The sequence below is a fragment of the Paraburkholderia lebeckiae genome (assembly GCF_050436325.1).
Taxonomy (GTDB): domain Bacteria; phylum Pseudomonadota; class Gammaproteobacteria; order Burkholderiales; family Burkholderiaceae; genus Paraburkholderia; species Paraburkholderia tuberum.
In genome coordinates this window covers 1,194,305-1,210,841 of record NZ_JBNDLZ010000003.1, presented here as the reverse complement: position 1 = coordinate 1,210,841, position 16,537 = coordinate 1,194,305, and the positions used below count along the sequence as shown (strand labels likewise).

General features: G+C 64.9%; 11 protein-coding genes and 1 pseudogene. 6 read left to right on the top strand and 6 right to left on the bottom strand.

Features of this window, described 5'->3' with window-relative positions; genetic code table 11:
• Nucleotides 1-9 precede the first annotated feature (9 nt).
• Together metG and OKW44_RS23420 are read right to left on the bottom strand one after the other, a co-directional pair.
• Complete coding sequence (gene metG, locus OKW44_RS23425; protein WP_018419710.1) at nucleotides 10-2,142, bottom strand: methionine--tRNA ligase; 2,133 nt, start codon at nucleotides 2,140-2,142, stop codon at nucleotides 10-12.
• Nucleotides 2,143-2,549: 407 nt separating this feature from the next.
• Nucleotides 2,550-3,203 (bottom strand): YiaD family glycine zipper/OmpA-like lipoprotein, encoded by a 654-nt coding sequence (locus OKW44_RS23420; RefSeq protein ID WP_018419711.1) that lies wholly within the window; start codon nucleotides 3,201-3,203, stop codon nucleotides 2,550-2,552.
• Between the two features lie 340 nt (nucleotides 3,204-3,543).
• Between OKW44_RS23420 and apbC the strand changes: the two genes are divergently transcribed.
• From apbC to OKW44_RS23395, 5 genes and pseudogenes are all read left to right on the top strand, one after another.
• Nucleotides 3,544-4,632 (top strand): iron-sulfur cluster carrier protein ApbC, encoded by a 1,089-nt coding sequence (apbC, locus tag OKW44_RS23415; protein WP_018419712.1) that lies wholly within the window; start codon nucleotides 3,544-3,546, stop codon nucleotides 4,630-4,632.
• Between the two features lie 130 nt (nucleotides 4,633-4,762).
• Nucleotides 4,763-5,299 (top strand): superoxide dismutase family protein, encoded by a 537-nt coding sequence (locus OKW44_RS23410; protein ID WP_018419713.1) that lies wholly within the window; start codon nucleotides 4,763-4,765, stop codon nucleotides 5,297-5,299.
• Nucleotides 5,300-5,527: 228 nt separating this feature from the next.
• Nucleotides 5,528-6,097: a dCTP deaminase gene (dcd, locus tag OKW44_RS23405; protein WP_008924193.1), complete on the top strand. Its 570-nt coding sequence runs from the start codon at nucleotides 5,528-5,530 to the stop codon at nucleotides 6,095-6,097.
• A gap of 90 nt (nucleotides 6,098-6,187) precedes the next feature.
• Complete coding sequence (locus OKW44_RS23400) at nucleotides 6,188-8,473, top strand: arginine/lysine/ornithine decarboxylase (RefSeq protein WP_018419715.1); 2,286 nt, start codon at nucleotides 6,188-6,190, stop codon at nucleotides 8,471-8,473.
• Nucleotides 8,474-8,538: 65 nt separating this feature from the next.
• Nucleotides 8,539-9,223, top strand: a pseudogene (locus OKW44_RS23395) (lysozyme inhibitor LprI family protein).
• A gap of 31 nt (nucleotides 9,224-9,254) precedes the next feature.
• On the opposite strand, the gene OKW44_RS23390 reads toward OKW44_RS23395, so the two are convergent.
• The 4 genes from OKW44_RS23390 to zwf form a co-directional block, all read right to left on the bottom strand.
• Nucleotides 9,255-10,181 (bottom strand): bestrophin family protein, encoded by a 927-nt coding sequence (locus OKW44_RS23390; RefSeq protein ID WP_018419717.1) that lies wholly within the window; start codon nucleotides 10,179-10,181, stop codon nucleotides 9,255-9,257.
• Nucleotides 10,182-10,332: 151 nt separating this feature from the next.
• Nucleotides 10,333-12,249: a bifunctional transcriptional regulator/glucokinase gene (locus OKW44_RS23385; protein ID WP_026225649.1), complete on the bottom strand. Its 1,917-nt coding sequence runs from the start codon at nucleotides 12,247-12,249 to the stop codon at nucleotides 10,333-10,335.
• Nucleotides 12,227-12,943: a 6-phosphogluconolactonase gene (gene pgl / locus OKW44_RS23380; protein WP_018419719.1), complete on the bottom strand. Its 717-nt coding sequence runs from the start codon at nucleotides 12,941-12,943 to the stop codon at nucleotides 12,227-12,229. The genes OKW44_RS23385 and pgl overlap by 23 nt, the downstream gene beginning before the upstream one ends.
• 193 nt (nucleotides 12,944-13,136) lie before the next feature.
• Nucleotides 13,137-14,600: a glucose-6-phosphate dehydrogenase gene (gene zwf, locus OKW44_RS23375; protein WP_018419721.1), complete on the bottom strand. Its 1,464-nt coding sequence runs from the start codon at nucleotides 14,598-14,600 to the stop codon at nucleotides 13,137-13,139.
• A 600-nt stretch (nucleotides 14,601-15,200) separates the two neighbouring features.
• Between zwf and OKW44_RS23370 the strand changes: the two genes are divergently transcribed.
• Entirely contained in the window at nucleotides 15,201-16,448 is a 1,248-nt protein-coding gene (locus tag OKW44_RS23370; protein WP_018419722.1) for an ABC transporter substrate-binding protein, read from the top strand.
• The last annotated feature ends 89 nt before the right edge of the window (nucleotides 16,449-16,537 follow it).

The following is a 16,537-nucleotide window of genomic DNA, read 5'->3' as shown; positions in this document are numbered from 1 at the left end:
CGCCGCGCGTTACTTCACGCGCATGCCGGGCTTCGCGCCGCTGTGCGGCTCGAGCACGTAGAGGCCCGGTTCGGCCTTCTCGTCCGCCGCCGATGCCGCCAGCACCATGCCCTCGGACATGCCGAACTTCATCTTGCGGGGCGCGAGGTTCGCGACCATCACGGTCAGCTTGCCGATCAGCTGCTCCGGCTGATAGGCGGACTTGATGCCCGAGAACACGTTGCGGGTCTTCTCTTCGCCGACGTCGAGCGTCAGTTGCAGCAGCTTGTCCGAGCCTTCCACCGCCTTGCAGTCGACGATCTTCGCGATGCGCAGATCGACCTTCGCGAAGTCGTCGATCGTGATGATGCCGGACTCTTCTTCCTTCGCGGCGACGGCCTTGGCGTGGGCCTTCGCCTTGGCCTTCGCGTCGGCCGGCGCCGCTTCCGGCGTGGCCTGCAGCGAGTCGCGATTGGCGGCGAGCAGCGCCTCGATCTGCTTCGGATCGACGCGCGTCATCAGATGCTTGTACGCGTTGATCGGGCGCGCCGAGCTGAGCGGCACGGTGGCGTCGGCCCACACGAGCGGCTCGATGCCGAGGAAAGCCTCGACCGCTTCGGCGAGCTTCGGCAACACCGGCTTCAGGGCCAGCGACAGCAGACGGAACGCCTCGATGCTGACGCTGCAGGTCTCGTGCAGCGCGACCGCGTTGGCCGGGTCTTTCGCCTGATCCCAGGGCTTGGCGGTATCGACGTAGGCGTTGACCGAGTCGGCGAGCTCCATGGTCTGACGCAGCGCGCGGCTGTACTCGCGCGCCTCGTAGTGCGCGGCGATCTGCGGCAGCGCCGCGCGCAGCGTCCCGAGCAGCGGATGATGCATCGCGCTGTCCTGCACGCGGCCGTCGAAGCGCTTGATCAGGAAGCCGGCTGCGCGGCTCGCGATGTTCACGTACTTGCCGACCAGGTCGCTGTTCACGCGCGCCTGGAAGTCGTCGAGGTTCAGGTCGAGGTCTTCCATCGTGCCGTTCAGCTTGGCCGCGAAGTAGTAGCGCAGCCATTCCGGGTTCAGGCCGGTGTCGATCACGCTTTGCGCGGTGATGAAGGTGCCGCGCGACTTCGACATCTTCGCGCCGTCGACGGTCAAAAAGCCGTGGGCGAACACGTTGGTCGGCGTGCGATGGCCCGAGAACTCGAGCATCGCGGGCCAGAACAGCGTGTGGAAATACAGGATGTCCTTGCCGATGAAGTGGTACTGCTCGGCCGTCGAGCCGTTGCGGACCCACGCGTCGAAGTCAAGGCCGCGCTTTTCGGCGAGATTCTTGAAGCTTGCGTAATAGCCGACCGGCGCGTCGAGCCACACGTAGAAATACTTGCCGGGCGCGCCCGGAATCTCGAAGCCGAAGTATGGCGCGTCGCGCGAGATGTCCCAGTCGGCGAGCTTGGCTTCGCCAGCGTCGCCGAGCCATTCGCGCATCTTGTTGGTGGCTTCCGGCTGCGCGAGGCCGCCGACCCAGGCGCGCAGGAAGTTCTCGCAGCGCGGATCGGACAGGCGGAAGAAATAGTGCGTTGACGTCTTGCGAATCGGCGTCGCGCCCGAGACGACCGAGTACGGATTGACGAGCTCGGTGGGCTGGTAGGTCGAGCCGCAGACTTCGCAGCTGTCGCCGTATTGGTCTTTGGCGCCGCATTTGGGGCACTCGCCCTTGATGAAGCGGTCCGGCAGGAACATTTCCTTGACCGGGTCGTACGCCTGTTCGATCTCGCGCGCGTCGATCAGCCCCGCTTCCTTCAGCGCGAGGTAGACGTTTTCGCTGAGCACGCGGTTTTCGTCGGAGTCCGTCGAGTAGTAGTTGTCGAACGAAATGCCGAAGCTGTCGAAGTCGCGCTTGTGCTCCAGCCAGACGCGATCGATCAGCTGTTTCGGCGTCAGACCTTCCTGTTCCGCGCGCAGCATCACCGGCGTGCCGTGCGTGTCGTCAGCGCCGACGTAGTAGACCTCGTGGCCGTGCATTCGCAGCACCCGGACCCAGATGTCCGTCTGGATATATTCGACCAGGTGGCCGATATGAATCTGCCCGTTCGCATAAGGAAGGGCCGACGTGACGAGAATCTGACGGCGGCCGGACGGCTCGCCTGCTGGGAGGTCGGTGGCGGGTGCTGACATAAGGATCGGGGGTGCCTGCGGTGGGACGAAACGGTGATTTTAGCAGGGCGCACGCCGCACGCGGGCCGGGCGCGGCGGGCTGGACGCGCGGAACAGAGGGGGATGGGGGCGGGCGCTGCGGTGGGGGACAGCCAGGAACGACGTCTGGCGAAGCGGGGTGCAAAACCGCGCGGGCAAAAAAAACCGGGGTCGATAAACCCCGGAGCAACAACGACAAGAGGAGAATGGTGACGTGATGGCTTCGCCAACCACGTACCGTAAACACAGACCGCGGATTTTCCGCAGAGTTCGAAATTTTTTTCGATCCGTCGACAAACCGGTCCGGCGGCTCGTCCCGCCCGCAAGCCGGGCGCGTGCAGCTGAAACGCCCGGCCGGCCCGGCGGCGCCTTCTCCTTGAGACTTGCCCTTATTGCGTCGCGTGCTGGGCCGTGGCGCGCAGATAGATCTCGACGCGACGGTTGGCCGCGCGGCCAGCTTCGGTGTTGTTGTCGGCGATCGGCTGGTTCGGGCCCATGCCGGTGGCCGACAGGCGCTGCGGCGCGATGCCGCGTTGCGCCAGATAGCCGGTCACGCTCTGCGCGCGATTGACCGACAGCGTTTCGTTGTATTGCAGCGAGCCGGTGCTGTCCGTATGGCCGACGACCGACGCGACGACTTCCGGATTCTGCTGCAGCGTCTGCGCGAGCTGGTCGAGCACCGGTGCGAACGACGGCTTGATCGCGTAGCTGTTGGTGTCGAACGTGACCGAACTCGGAATGTTCAGCTTGAGCGAGCCGTCCGGCTGCTCGGTGATCTGCGTGCCGGTGCCCTTGGTCGCGCCCGACATGCGGTTGCGGATGTTGTCCCAGTTGTAGCCGGTGATGCCGCCTACCGCGGCGCCGGTGGCCGCGCCGATCGCCGCGCCCTTGCCGCCGCCGAAGATCGCGCCGATCGCCGCGCCGGCCCCAGCGCCCACGCCGGTGCCGACTGCTGTGTTGGTGCCCTGTTGGGTCGCGCAGCCGGCCACCAGCGAGCCGGCCACGGCGAATACGGCCACGCGAGTCATGATTCTTGCATTCATTTTGATTTCCTTTCGAGTGCGAATAAACCAGCGGGAAGCGGTCAGTCCATGCAGCAAACATTCCGGCAATGCAGCGACCATTCAGAATGTTCGGGAACGATTCCTGCGCCTTGCTTCGCGCGGTCCTACAGCGAAGAAGGGTCTTCAGGCACCGTCTGCCGTCAGACACTACAATAATGCCTGAAACACGCAGCGATGCGACCCTACGGCGTCCCGCGTGCCCCGAAGGGTGCCCGGCAAGCTCGATTTTCGCAATGCCGCATAACAATTTCTTGCAAATTCCGCCGCGTGGCCGATCGGTCCATCTCGCCGCGCCGCACCTCTTCCCCACGGAGTATCAATGAGTATCGATCGGGCTTTGGTCGACGTCGCCGTCGCGGCCGTCACTGACCCCAACACGGGCGCGCCGTACGCGGCCGCGAAGAGCATCCGCAACGTGGTTGTGGAGGGCGACGCGGTCAGCATTCAGGTGACGCTCGGCTACCCGGCAAAAAGCCAGTTCGACGCGATCCGCCAGCGGTTCGCGGACGCGCTGCGCGCGGTGCCCGGCGTCGCGAACGTGCGCGTCGAGGTTTCGCAACAGATTGCCGCGCACACCGTGCAGCGCGGCGTGAAACTGCTGCCCGGCGTGAAGAACATCGTCGCGGTTGCCTCGGGCAAGGGCGGCGTCGGCAAGAGCACGACCGCGGTGAATCTCGCGCTCGCGCTCGCGAGCGAGGGCGCGGCGGTCGGCATTCTCGACGCCGACATCTACGGCCCGTCGCTGCCCACCATGCTCGGCATCGAGGGCCGCCCCGAATCGCCCGACGACAAATCGATGAACCCGATGACCGGCCACGGCGTGCAGGCCAGCTCGATAGGTTTCCTGATCGAGGCGGACAACCCGATGGTGTGGCGCGGCCCGATGGCGACCTCGGCGCTCGAACAGCTGCTGCGCCAGACCAACTGGCACGAACTCGACTATCTGATCGTCGACATGCCGCCAGGCACCGGCGACATCCAGCTGACGCTCGCGCAGCGCGTGCCGGTTACGGGCGCCGTGATCGTCACGACGCCGCAGGACATCGCGCTGCTCGACGCGAAGAAGGGCCTCAAGATGTTCGAAAAGGTCGGCATCCCGATTCTCGGCATCGTCGAGAACATGGGGCTGCACATCTGTTCGAATTGCGGGCACGAGGAGCACATCTTCGGCGCCGGCGGCGGCGAGCGCATGGGCAAGGAGTATGGCGTCGACGTGCTCGGCAGCCTGCCGCTCGACATCACGATCCGCGAGCAGGCCGACTCGGGCCGTCCCACGGTCGTCGCGGACCCGAACGGGCGCATTGCGGAGCTCTATCGCTCGATCGCGCGCAAGGTCGCGGTGCATATCGCCGAGCGCGCGCGCGACATGAGCTCGAAGTTTCCGAACATCGTCGTGCAGAACACCTGAGCGGCCGTTCGGGCGAGGGATTAGGGGCGATCTCGATCCCTATTTTCACGAACTCTCGCGGTATCATGTCGACTTCACGAGTTCGGCTCGGCGGCCGCAGGGGCGGCCGCCAGGCCGACAAGAGGATCGCATGGGAAAACGAATCGACGGGCACGCGGTACATGCGTTCATCGTCCTGACTGCCAGCTGTGTGCTGTTGAGCGGCTGTGGCGTATTCCTGAGACCACAGGAAAAGCGCGCCGACGCGCAATTGCTGCCCACCGTGGGCAATCAGGCGCACGGCCTCGTGACGTTTATCGAGCGCTCGGACGGCGTCCAGGTCACCTACAATCTCGCGGGCTTGCCGCCCAACAGCGACCACGCGCTGCAGGTGCACGAGCGCGGCGACTGCAACGCCGCCGACGGCTCCAGCGCCGGTCCGGTGTTTTCGCCGGCGGCCGAACGGCTCAAGGCCGGCGCGCGCGTCGAGGGCGATCTCGGCAACATCCATGCGGACGCGAACGGCGTGGCCACCGGCTTCATCGTCGCGCCGGACGTGTCGCTCGACGGCATCCGCTCGGTGCTGCAGCGCGCGGTACTGCTCCACCACGACGCGACCGATCCCTACGCGTACCCTCAGCATGGCGCGGGCGCGGCGATCGCCTGCGGCGTGATTCGCCAGCAGTGAACCGCGAGCGCGCTCTCGCCGCTCGGCCGCCGTTCGGTGACCCGCCCCGCAACGGCGTCGTGCCAGTCGGCGGACCTCCTTCATCGGGCGCGGCTCGCGCCATCGGCGGCAGCGTCTCCGTGATCGCGTAAAATGAGCGGCCTTCGCCGGCTGGGCGCCGAAGCGCCGGGCGGCCGTTTTCATCTACCTTTCGTCACTCCTGATATTCACGTCGAGCAGCTCTCACCTATGACCATCAAATCTGACAAGTGGATCCGGCGCATGGCCGAGTCGCACAAGATGATCGAGCCGTTTGCGCCCGATCAGGTTCGCGTCTCCGAAGACGGCCGGAAGATTGTCAGCTACGGCACCTCGAGCTACGGCTACGACATCCGCTGCGCCGACGAATTCAAGATCTTCACCAACATCAACTCGACGATCGTCGATCCGAAGAACTTCGACGAGAAGTCGTTTGTCGATTTCAAGGGCGACGTCTGCATCATCCCGCCGAACTCGTTCGCGCTCGCGCGCACGGTCGAGTATTTCCGTATTCCGCGCAGCGTGCTGACCGTGTGCCTCGGCAAATCGACATACGCGCGTTGCGGGATCATCGTCAACGTGACGCCGTTCGAGCCGGAATGGGAAGGCCACGTCACGCTCGAATTCTCGAATACGACACCATTGCCTGCGAAAATTTACGCGAACGAAGGCGTCGCCCAGGTGCTGTTTTTCGAAAGCGATGAGATTTGTGAAACGTCGTACGCGGATCGCGGCGGCAAGTATCAAGGTCAGCACGGCGTCACGTTGCCGAAAACGTGACGCCGGCAGCATCTTGAACCACCAGTTATTCGGGTGACCGCTGCGCTTTTTACGTAACGCAGCGGTCGTTTTCTTTTTGGAGAATCGCCCATGAAGTTCCGTTTTCCCGTCGTCATCATCGACGAAGATTTCCGCTCCGAGAACATCTCGGGTTCCGGCATCCGGGCTTTGGCCGAAGCCATCGAGAAAGAAGGCGCGGAAGTGCTCGGGTTGACGAGCTACGGCGATCTGACCTCGTTCGCGCAGCAGTCGAGCCGCGCGTCGTGCTTCATCCTGTCGATCGACGACGACGAACTGCTGCCGTACGTCGATAACGTGGTCGTCGAAGGCGAGACGCCCGAGCTTGCCGCCGCGATCGTCGCGCTGCGCGCGTTCGTGACCGAAGTGCGCCGCCGCAACGCCGATATTCCGATCTTCCTGTACGGCGAAACGCGCACTTCGCGCCATCTGCCGAACGACATCCTGCGCGAGCTGCACGGCTTCATCCATATGTTCGAGGACACGCCGGAGTTCGTCGCGCGCCATATCATCCGCGAGGCGAAGGTGTATCTCGACTCGCTTGCGCCGCCGTTCTTCAAGGAACTGGTGCAGTACGCGGAAGAAGGTTCGTACTCGTGGCACTGCCCGGGTCACTCGGGCGGCGTCGCGTTCCTGAAGAGCCCGCTCGGCCAGATGTTCCACCAGTTCTTCGGCGAGAACATGCTGCGCGCCGACGTCTGCAACGCGGTCGACGAACTGGGCCAGCTGCTCGACCATACCGGTCCGGTCGCGGCCTCGGAGCGCAACGCCGCGCGGATCTTCAGCGCCGACCACGTGTTCTTCGTGACCAACGGCACCTCCACCTCGAACAAGATCGTCTGGCACGGCACGGTGGCGCCGGGCGACATCGTGCTGGTCGACCGCAACTGCCACAAGTCGATCCTGCACGCGATCACGATGACCGGCGCGATCCCGGTGTTTCTGACGCCGACCCGCAACAACTTCGGCATCATCGGCCCGATTCCGCGCAGCGAGTTCGAACCGGAGAACATCCGCAAGAAGATCGAGGCGAACCCGTTCGCGCGCGAAGCGCTCGCGAAGAACCCGAACCTGAAGCCGCGCATTCTGACGATCACGCAAAGCACCTACGACGGCGTGATCTACAACGTCGAGATGATCAAGGAGATGTTGGGCGAATGGCTCGACACGCTGCACTTCGACGAAGCGTGGCTGCCGCACGCCGAATTCCACGAGTTCTATCAGGACATGCACGCTATCGGCGCGGGCCGTCCGCGCATCGGCGCGATGGTGTACGCGACGCACTCCACGCACAAGCTGCTCGCCGGCATCTCGCAGGCGTCGCAGATCGTCGTGCAGGATTCGAAGAACAGCCGCTTCGACAAGCATCGCTTCAACGAGGCGTATCTGATGCATACGTCGACGAGCCCGCAGTACGCGATCATCGCGTCGTGCGACGTGGCTGCCGCGATGATGGAAGCGCCGGGCGGCACCGCGCTCGTCGAGGAATCGATCGCTGAAGCGCTCGACTTCCGCCGCGCGATGACCAAGGTCGACACCGAATACGGCGACGACTGGTTCTTCAAGGTGTGGGGCCCGGACCAGTTCGCCGAGGAAGGCATCGGCTCGCGCGACGACTGGATGCTGCGCCCCAACGACGCGTGGCACGGCTTCGGCCCGCTCGCCGAAGGCTTCAACATGCTCGATCCGATCAAGGCGACGATCGTCACGCCGGGTCTCGACATGGACGGCGGCTTCGGCGAAACCGGCATTCCGGCCGCGATCGTCACGAAGTACCTGGCCGAGCACGGCATCATCGTCGAGAAGACGGGCCTGTACTCGTTCTTCATCATGTTCACGATCGGCATCACGAAGGGCCGCTGGAACTCGATGGTGACCGAGCTGCAGCAGTTCAAGGACGACTACGACAACAACCAGCCGCTGTGGCGTGTGCTGCCCGAGTTCGTGCAGCATCATCCGATGTACGAGCGTGTCGGCCTGCGCGACCTGTGCCAGCAGATCCACAGCGTGTATCGCGCGAACGACATCGCGCGTCTGACGACCGAGATGTACCTGTCGAGCATGGAGCCGGCGATGAAGCCGTCCGACGCGTTCGCGAAGCTCGCCCACCGCGAGATCGATCGGGTACCGATCGACGAGCTCGAAGGCCGTGTCACGTCGATCCTGTTGACGCCGTATCCGCCGGGCATTCCGCTGCTGATTCCGGGCGAGCGTTTCAACAGGACCATCGTCAACTATCTGCGTTTCGCGCGCGAGTTCAACGAGCGCTTCCCGGGTTTCCATACGGATATCCACGGGCTCGTCGGCGAAATGGTCAACGGGCGCATCGAATACTTCGTCGATTGCGTGCGCATCTGACGATGGGGTGGGTGACGTTTCTGCCGGGCCTGGCAGCGATCGGCCGCTGGCGGCGCGGGGCCGGTATGCTGGCCTTCGCGCTGGCGGCCGGCACGGTGGTGTTCGGCGGCATCGCGAGTCCGGCGGCGCATGCCGAGGTGGCCGCCGCCGATCCGATCGACGCGTCGATGCGCGCGTGTCTCGCGCGCGCCGACATGTCGACGACGATGGGGCAGGTGCAGTGCATGGACGCTGCGCGCATCGGCTGGAAGGTCGCGGTCGACAACGCGTACCAGCAGTTGCTCGCGAAGCTGCCGCCCGCGCGGCGCAGGCTGTGGGAAAGGAGCCAGTCGAGCTGGCTTGCGTCGCGCGATGCCGAGAAAGCAGTTGCTCGCCGCTGTCTTCGCCACGACCCAGGGTTCGATGTACGTGCTTTCCGAAGCCGACATGCAGCTGCAGCCGGTGCGCGACCGCGCGCTCGCGCTGCGCAGCGCGCTCGCCGATGCGAACGGTCCGGCGCCGCGCCGGCCGCGCGCCTGCAACGCCGACGCGCGGTGCGAACACGCGATGTTCGATCTGAACCGCTACTACCGTGTGCTCGAATCGAAGATGCCGGCGCAATCGCGGCCGACGCTCGTGCACGCGCAACGCGCGTGGAGCTCGTATCTGACGGCGTCGACGCGGCTCGTCGACGAGCACGGGCGTATCGACATCATCGGCGCGCGCGTCGCGACGATCAAACGGCTCTCCGAAACGGCCGGCAACCACTGACGGCCGCCGACCGGCGCCGCCCACCGCGCATTCAATCCCATTGATATCGGTCTTCGCGCGGCTGCGGCAGCGCGAGTGCCGGCTCGCCGCGCAGATCGCGCATCGCATCCTCGATCATCGCCGACATCATGTTGAGCGCGAGATCGTTGTCGTCGGTGCCGAACGGTTCTTCGAGCTGCGACGCGATCGCTTCGTGCGCCATGAACGTGTACGCGACGAACACCGCGAACACCGGCGTGAAAATGCCGATGCTATTGACGAGTCCGAATGGCAGCGACGCGCAGAAGAAGTACACGGTGCGGTGGATCATCACCGAATACGCGAACGGCAGTGGCGTCGACGCGATGCGCTCGCACCCGCCGATCACATCCGACAGCCCGCTCAGATTGCGGTCGAACGCGAGCACCGCCATCGGATCGAGCGCCCCCGCGCGTGCCGAGCGCTGCACCCATTCGCCGAGGCACAGCAACAGCGCGGCTGGCTTGTAGCGCGATCCAGTCACACGTTCAAACAGTGCGCGGGGCAGCCGCGCGGCAAGGTCGTCGCGCGGTTCGGTCTTGCGCAACTGATGACGCAGCGCATGCGGGAGCGCGCTCAGTATCGTGAGAAACGCGGCGGCTTCTTCTTTGGGCAACTCGCGCGACGGCAGCGTCAGCGCCTGGCGCGTCAGCGAGCGCGACTCATTGAGCAACTGCCCCCACAGCTTGCGCGCCTCCCACCAGCGGTCGTAGCTCGCGTTGTTGCGAAAGCCGAGAAACACCGCGAGCGCAATGCCGACCAGCGAGAACGGCGCGATCGAGCTCAGGTTCAGGCTGACGGGCAGCAGATGATCGTGTGCGGCGAGCGCAATGATCGAGATGAAGAAGATCAGCAGGAGCCGCGGCAGCAACTGCGGCAGCACCGAGCCGCGCCACGCGAGCAGCATGCGAAACCAGTGGAGATGCGGGCGGATGATCATGGCAAAGCGGTTCGGCCAGGAGATAGAGCGCCTATTATCGGCCGCTTTTCGCGTCCCCAAACAGGAAAACCCGCGGCGGGCGCATCGAAGACGATGCACACGCCGCGGATTCGTTCACCGCAAGCGGATCGGGACAGCCGTGAGCGGAGGCTCAGTCGCGCGCCGACGAAGCAGCGCCGTGGCTGAGCCAGTCGAGCACGGCCGTCGCGTCGTCGTCGGCGCCTTCGCGCGCTTTCTCGACCGTCTCGGCGACGTCGTCGCTCGGCATCGCGCGCCGAATCGCCACACCGACAGCGAGAATGTCGATCATCACGAGGTGCAGGATGCGCGAGATCATCGACAGTTGCGACTCGCGAATCTCGATGTGATCGGTTTCCAGCGCGACCGTCGCACGCTTCGCGAGCGGTGTGTTGCTCGACGTGATCGCGATCACCTGCGCGCCGGCCTGCATCGCGACGTCGAGCACGCGCAGCAGCTCGGGCGCGCGCCCCGACTTCGACACCGCGACGATCACGTCGCCCTTGCCGAGCAGCGCGGCCGAGGCCGCCTGCATGTACAGGTCACCGTATGCGATGGTCGGAATGCCGAAGCGGAAGAACTTGTAGTGCGCGTCCTGCGCGACGATGTTCGAATTGCCGAGTCCGTAGAACTCGATGCGCCGCGCGCCGTTCAGCAGGTCGATGGCGCGTTCCACGTGCTCGAAGTTCAGATGCTCGCGCAATTGCAGAATCGCGGACACGGTGTTGTCGAGCACCTTCGCGCCGAAGTCGGTCGCGGTGTCGCCGAGATGCACCTGGCTGTGGCTGACCGGAATCGTGCCGGTCAAACCGGTCGCGAGCTTGAGCTTGAAGTCCGACAGCCCCTGGCAGCCGAGCGAGCGGCAGAAGCGGATCACGGTCGGCTGACTGACGTCGGCCTTGCGCGCGATATCGACGATCGGATCATTGATGATCGAACGCGGGTGGTTCAACGCGAGATCGGCGACGCGGCGCTCGGCCGGCGTCAGCGCGTCGCGCATCTGGCGAATCCGCTCGAACACCGCCGACGAGCTGCCGCCCGCGCGGTTCGACAGCTGCTCCGCCAGAATCGCCGATACGCCGAGGAACGCCGGGTACTCGGCGGTAATCACATAGGTCGGCACGTTCTGCAGATACGCCTCGAAGCGGCCCTTCGCCTCGAAGCGCTGGCGGAACGACGAACGCGCGAAGAACTCGCCGAGGCGTGGCACGACGCCGCCGCCGATATAGATGCCGCCGAGCGCGCCGAGCGTCACCGCGATATTGCCGGCGAAGGTGCCGAGAATGCCGCAGAACACGTCGACCGATTCGGCCGCGAGCGGCTCGCCTTCGAGCGCGCGCTTGACCACATCGGCCGTATTGACGCTGGCCGGCACGCGCTTCTTGTCGCGGCCCGCGAGCGCGCGATAGATCATCTCGATGCCGGGACCCGCGGCCACGCGTTCGAACGACACGTGTGACCACTTCTTGCGCGCGTACTGCAGCACGATATCTTCACGCTCGTCGGCGGGCGCGAAGGTGGCATGGCCGCCTTCGCTGCCGAGCGCGATCCAGCGGTCGTCGGCGGGGATCAGACCCGACACGCCCATGCCCGTGCCGGGGCCGAGCAGGCCGATCACGCTGTTCGGCCGGCGCTGGCCGCCGCCCACCTGCACGCGCTGCGTGTCGGTGAGGCCGGGCAGCGCCATCGCAAGCGCGGTGAAGTCGTTGACGACGAGCAGCGTGTCGAAACCGAGCGCGCGGCGCGTCGCTTCGATCGAAAAGGTCCAGTCGTGATTGGTCATGCTGACCTGGTCGCCGTCGACCGGGTTCGCAATCGCGATCGCCGCGTGATTGACGCGACCGATCTTCATGTCCTTCAGATACTTCTTGATGACGTCGGCGACACCCGGGTAGTCGGCGCAAGGATAGACCTGCACCGAGCCGATTTCGCCGGGGCCCGTCTCAAGCGCGAAACGCGCATTGGTACCGCCGATGTCGGCCAGGAGCCTCGGTCCATCGGCGTGCTGGACCGCGCCCGGCACAGCCTTAGTTTGCACACCAGTAGACATCGAGTCTCACTCCCTTGTCGTTTGCCAGCTGCGAGATGGCATTTTTTTGTAGCGCGGCGGACGCGGCGTTGAGCACGTCCATCTTGCGCGGCCCTGCGATCAGCAGAAACAGATGCTTCACGTCCTTCAGCGCGGACAGCGACCAGCTCACGCGCGCGTGCGGCGCCGCGCCCGGATGCACGGCGACGAAACGCTCGGTCGTGTTGATCGCGTGATTCCATTCGGGCGCGTCGGCGAAGATCGACGCGGTGTGGCCGTCTTCGCCCATGCCCAGCACCGCGACGTCGGGCGCCGTGGCGAAGCGCGCGTCCGCATTCAGCGCGGCGACGTGCGAATGCAGATCCTGGGTGGTGTCGACGAGCGGCCAGAAGGTCGCGTGTTGCGCGGCGTTCTGCAGCAACGTGGCGCGCGCGAGTTGCGCGTTGCTCGCGCTATCGGTCTCCGGCACCCAGCGGTCGTCGACCAGTGTGATCGCGATGCGGGGCCAGTCGAACGTCTGCGTCGACAACGTTTGCAGGAACGGACGCGGGCTGCTGCCGCCGGACACCGCTAGCATGGCCGGGCGCGCGAGCGGGGTTGACGTGCCGGTGCCGGCCGCCTGTGCGGCAAGCGACGCATGTAACGCGTCGCCCACCGCTTTCGCCAGCGCGTCGGATTGGGCGCGCTGGTCGTCGAAAGCGTGAAGCTCGATCACTTCTCCTCCGTGCTGCTTTCTTGTTAGGTCTGCGGAATCAGCCTGACTGCTCTCGCGCGATGCCTGCAAGGCCGGTGGCCTGCGGACGCATGACGCGATACCGGCGCGACTCCGTTCAGTTCGTCGGTGGTGTTGCCGGCGCCGCGCGCCGAGGTATTCATTGCGCGCGGCGCCGTCCATCAATTCATCAAACTCAATTCTCTTCCTCGAGCCAGCAGGTGCCGTGCTGGGCGAGCATCGCGCTCGCCGCGGACGGTCCCCACGTGCCCGCCGCGTACGGCTTGGGCGGCTTGGTGGAGGCCTTCCACTCGTTGAGGATCGGCTCGACCCAGCGCCACGCGGCTTCCTGTTCGTCGCGCCGCACGAACAGCGCGAGGCGCCCGTTGATCACGTCGAGCAGCAGCCGCTGATAGGCCTCCATCTGGCCTTCGCGGAAGAACCGGTCGAACGCGAGATCGAGGTATACGCTCGCGAGGTTCATACCCTCGCCGGGCTGCTTCGCGAGACAGTACAGACGAATCGTCTCGTTAGGCTGCAGACGGATCACGAGGCGGTTCGCGCCCGCGCGCAGCGCCGACGCGCCAAGCGCCGAATGCGGCACCGCACGGAAATTCACGACGATCTCGGCGACGCGGTCGGCGAGCCGCTTGCCCGTGCGCAGGAAAAACGGCACGCCGGCCCAGCGCCAATTCTCGATCTCGACCTTCAGCGCGACGAAGGTCTCGGTCGAGCTATCGGGCTTCACGCCGTGCTCGGTCGCGTAGGCCGGGACCGTGTTGCCACGGATCACGCCCGAATGATACTGGCCGCGCACCGCAACCTTGCCGATTTCCTGCGGCTCGATCGGTTTGAGCGCGCGCAGCACGCGCAGCTTTTCGTCGCGCACCGAGTCGGAATCCATCGAGTGGGGCGGCTCCATCGCGACGATCGACAGCAACTGCAACAGGTGGTTCTGCACCATGTCGCGCAGCGCGCCGGTATTGTCGTAGAAATCGCCGCGCGCTTCGACGCCGAGCTCCTCGGCGATCGTGATCTGGATGCTTTCGACCCACTCGCGGCGCCACAGCGGCTCGAACAGCGCATTGCCGAAGCGCAGCGCGAGCAGGTTCTGCACCGGCTCCTTGCCGAGGTAATGGTCGATCCGGTAGATCTGTTCTTCCGCGAAGATTTCGCCGACCGCATCATTAATTGCGTTCGACGACTTCAGGTCGTAGCCGAGCGGCTTCTCGAGCACGATGCGCGCGTTGTGGTTCAGGCCCACCGCGGCGAGCGCATGGCAGATCGGCACGAACAGCGACGGACCCGTCGCCAGATAGAACACGCGGATGCCGGGCATCTCCTGGATCGCGTCGCGCAGTTGCGCGAAGTCGTCCGGATTGCCGAGATCGATCTTCACGAACTCGATGCGCGCGAGGAAGCTCGTCCACGCGGCTTCGTCGAGGCCGTTCTTCGACACATGCGGCTTGACGTGCCCGTCGACCCACTGCAGATACTCGCCGCGATCCTCGACGTGCCGCGCGACCACGACGATCTTGCCGCTGTCGGCGAGCATGCCACCCGCGCGGTGCGCCTCGAACAGCGCGGGCAGGATCTTGCGCATCGACAGATCGCCGGTTCCGCCGAAGAGAACGAAGGTGAAGCTTGTGTCGGTATGCATGAGTCTCCGTCGATGTCCTGAAGGGCCGCCGCGCTGATCGGACACTGCACGCGCAGCGCCCCGGAAGAGCGACCGTAGTCCGATAAAATATTTTTTGACACTGAATTGTAGTTTAACTACAATCCAAATCAAGAGGTAGCGTTAATTCGATGAAAAAAGCGTGCGCTGTACTGACGGAATGCACGTTTTTTGCGAATCGGCGGGCGTCCCCGGCACGCTAACGGACAATGGGACAACGCCTTCCGGTACGCGCCAGCAGGGTGCCGGCGGACCTTATGGAAAGCCGGGGAGTCGACGGGCTTGCGGGGTCGTTGCCCGCAGCCGACGTCAGGCTGGCGTCGAGTTGGCGTATGAGGTACCTCGAGTCTGCAGCGCGATGCGGGCAGGCAAAAATCAAAAGAGGAGACAGTCAGTTGCATCCCGAACCACTCACCTCTTGAGCGTCCAGCGGCCGGACATCGGTCCGCCGGCACATGCCCTCGCGCATGCGCCCGACCGTGCTCGATCGCCCAGTGTTTTGCCTGTTTGAACCAACCACAGCACCCTGGCGACATCAGGGGCCATTCGTTTTTTTGTTCAGGTGTCTGGAGGAGATAAGCAATGAAATTTCGCGCGATCATGGGCGCTCTGTGCGCTGCGGGTCTGATGTGTGGCGTGTCGGCCGTGCAGGCCGCCGAGTCGATCGAAGTGCTGCACTGGTGGACTTCGGGCGGCGAATCCAAGGCCGTCGGCGTCCTCAAGGACGACATGACGAAGCAGGGCTACACGTGGAAGGACTTCGCGGTCGCGGGCGGCGCTGGCGCGGCTGCCATGACGGCACTCAAGACGCAGGTGATCTCGGGCAACGCACCGAGCGCCGCGCAGATCAAAGGTCCGCTGATCCAGGAATGGGCTTCGCAGGGCGTGCTGGTGCCGATCGACTCGGTCGCGGGCGACTGGAAGAAGAACCTGCCGCCGCAAATCGACAAGATCATCCAAGCGGACGGCCACTACGTCGCCGCGCCGTTCTCGGTGCACCGCGTGAACTGGCTGTACATCAACAAGGCAGCGTTGGACAAGGCAGGCGGCAAGGTGCCGACCACGTGGCCTGAGTTCTTCGCAGTGGCCGACAAGATGAAGGCCGCGGGCATTCAGCCGATCGCAATGGGCGGCCAGCCGTGGCAAGACCTGACGCTGTGGGAAGACGTCGTGCTGTCGGAAGGCGCGGACTTCTACAAGAAGGCGCTCGTCGACCTCGACGAGAAGACGCTGACCTCGGAAAAGATGGTTCAGGTGTTCGACACGGTCCGCAAGATCCAGGGCTACTTCGACGCGGGCCGTACGGGCCGTGACTGGAACCTCGCCACGGCCATGGTCATCAACGGCAAGGCCGGTATGCAGTTCATGGGCGACTGGGCGAAGGGCGAGTTCACCAACGCTGGCAAGAAGTCGGGCACGGACTACATCTGCGCGGTGGTGCCGAACACCGACAAGGCTTATACGTTCAACGTCGACTCGTTCGTGTTCTTCCAGCAGAAGGGCCAGAAGGCCGCGACGCCGGGCCAGCTCGCGCTCGCGAAGACGATCATGTCGCCGGAGTTCCAGGAGCAGTTCAGCCTGTACAAGGGCTCGATCCCGGTGCGTCTCGGCGTGCCGATGGACAAGTTCGACGACTGCGCGAAGAAGTCGTACGCGGATGAGCAGATTGCGATCAAGGCCGGCGGTTATGTGCCGTCGCTCGCTCACGGCATGGCTCAGCCGGATGCCGCGGCAGGCGCGATCTCCGACGTCGTCACGAAGTTCATGAACTCGCAGGAAGATTCGAAGACCGCGGTTCAGGCTCTCGCGAGGGCAGCGAAGACCAAGTAAGCGTAAGTACGAAGCGTTGCGCCCGGCGGCTTGCATCCGAAGCACCGGGCGCGCCCTTCGGGCCGTGTGGGATCGGACCTCGCTGCTTT

What these genes read in the sequence shown, in the direction of transcription:
- metG (WP_018419710.1), bottom strand. Translation starts at nt 2,142, where the DNA reads ATGTCAGCACCCGCCACCGACCTCCCAGCAGGCGAGCCGTCCGGCCGC.
- OKW44_RS23420 (WP_018419711.1), bottom strand. Translation starts at nt 3,203, where the DNA reads ATGAATGCAAGAATCATGACTCGCGTGGCCGTATTCGCCGTGGCCGGC.
- apbC (WP_018419712.1), top strand. Translation starts at nt 3,544, where the DNA reads ATGAGTATCGATCGGGCTTTGGTCGACGTCGCCGTCGCGGCCGTCACT.
- OKW44_RS23410 (WP_018419713.1), top strand. Translation starts at nt 4,763, where the DNA reads ATGGGAAAACGAATCGACGGGCACGCGGTACATGCGTTCATCGTCCTG.
- dcd (WP_008924193.1), top strand. Translation starts at nt 5,528, where the DNA reads ATGACCATCAAATCTGACAAGTGGATCCGGCGCATGGCCGAGTCGCAC.
- OKW44_RS23400 (WP_018419715.1), top strand. Translation starts at nt 6,188, where the DNA reads ATGAAGTTCCGTTTTCCCGTCGTCATCATCGACGAAGATTTCCGCTCC.
- OKW44_RS23390 (WP_018419717.1), bottom strand. Translation starts at nt 10,181, where the DNA reads ATGATCATCCGCCCGCATCTCCACTGGTTTCGCATGCTGCTCGCGTGG.
- OKW44_RS23385 (WP_026225649.1), bottom strand. Translation starts at nt 12,249, where the DNA reads ATGTCTACTGGTGTGCAAACTAAGGCTGTGCCGGGCGCGGTCCAGCAC.
- zwf (WP_018419721.1), bottom strand. Translation starts at nt 14,600, where the DNA reads ATGCATACCGACACAAGCTTCACCTTCGTTCTCTTCGGCGGAACCGGC.
- OKW44_RS23370 (WP_018419722.1), top strand. Translation starts at nt 15,201, where the DNA reads ATGAAATTTCGCGCGATCATGGGCGCTCTGTGCGCTGCGGGTCTGATG.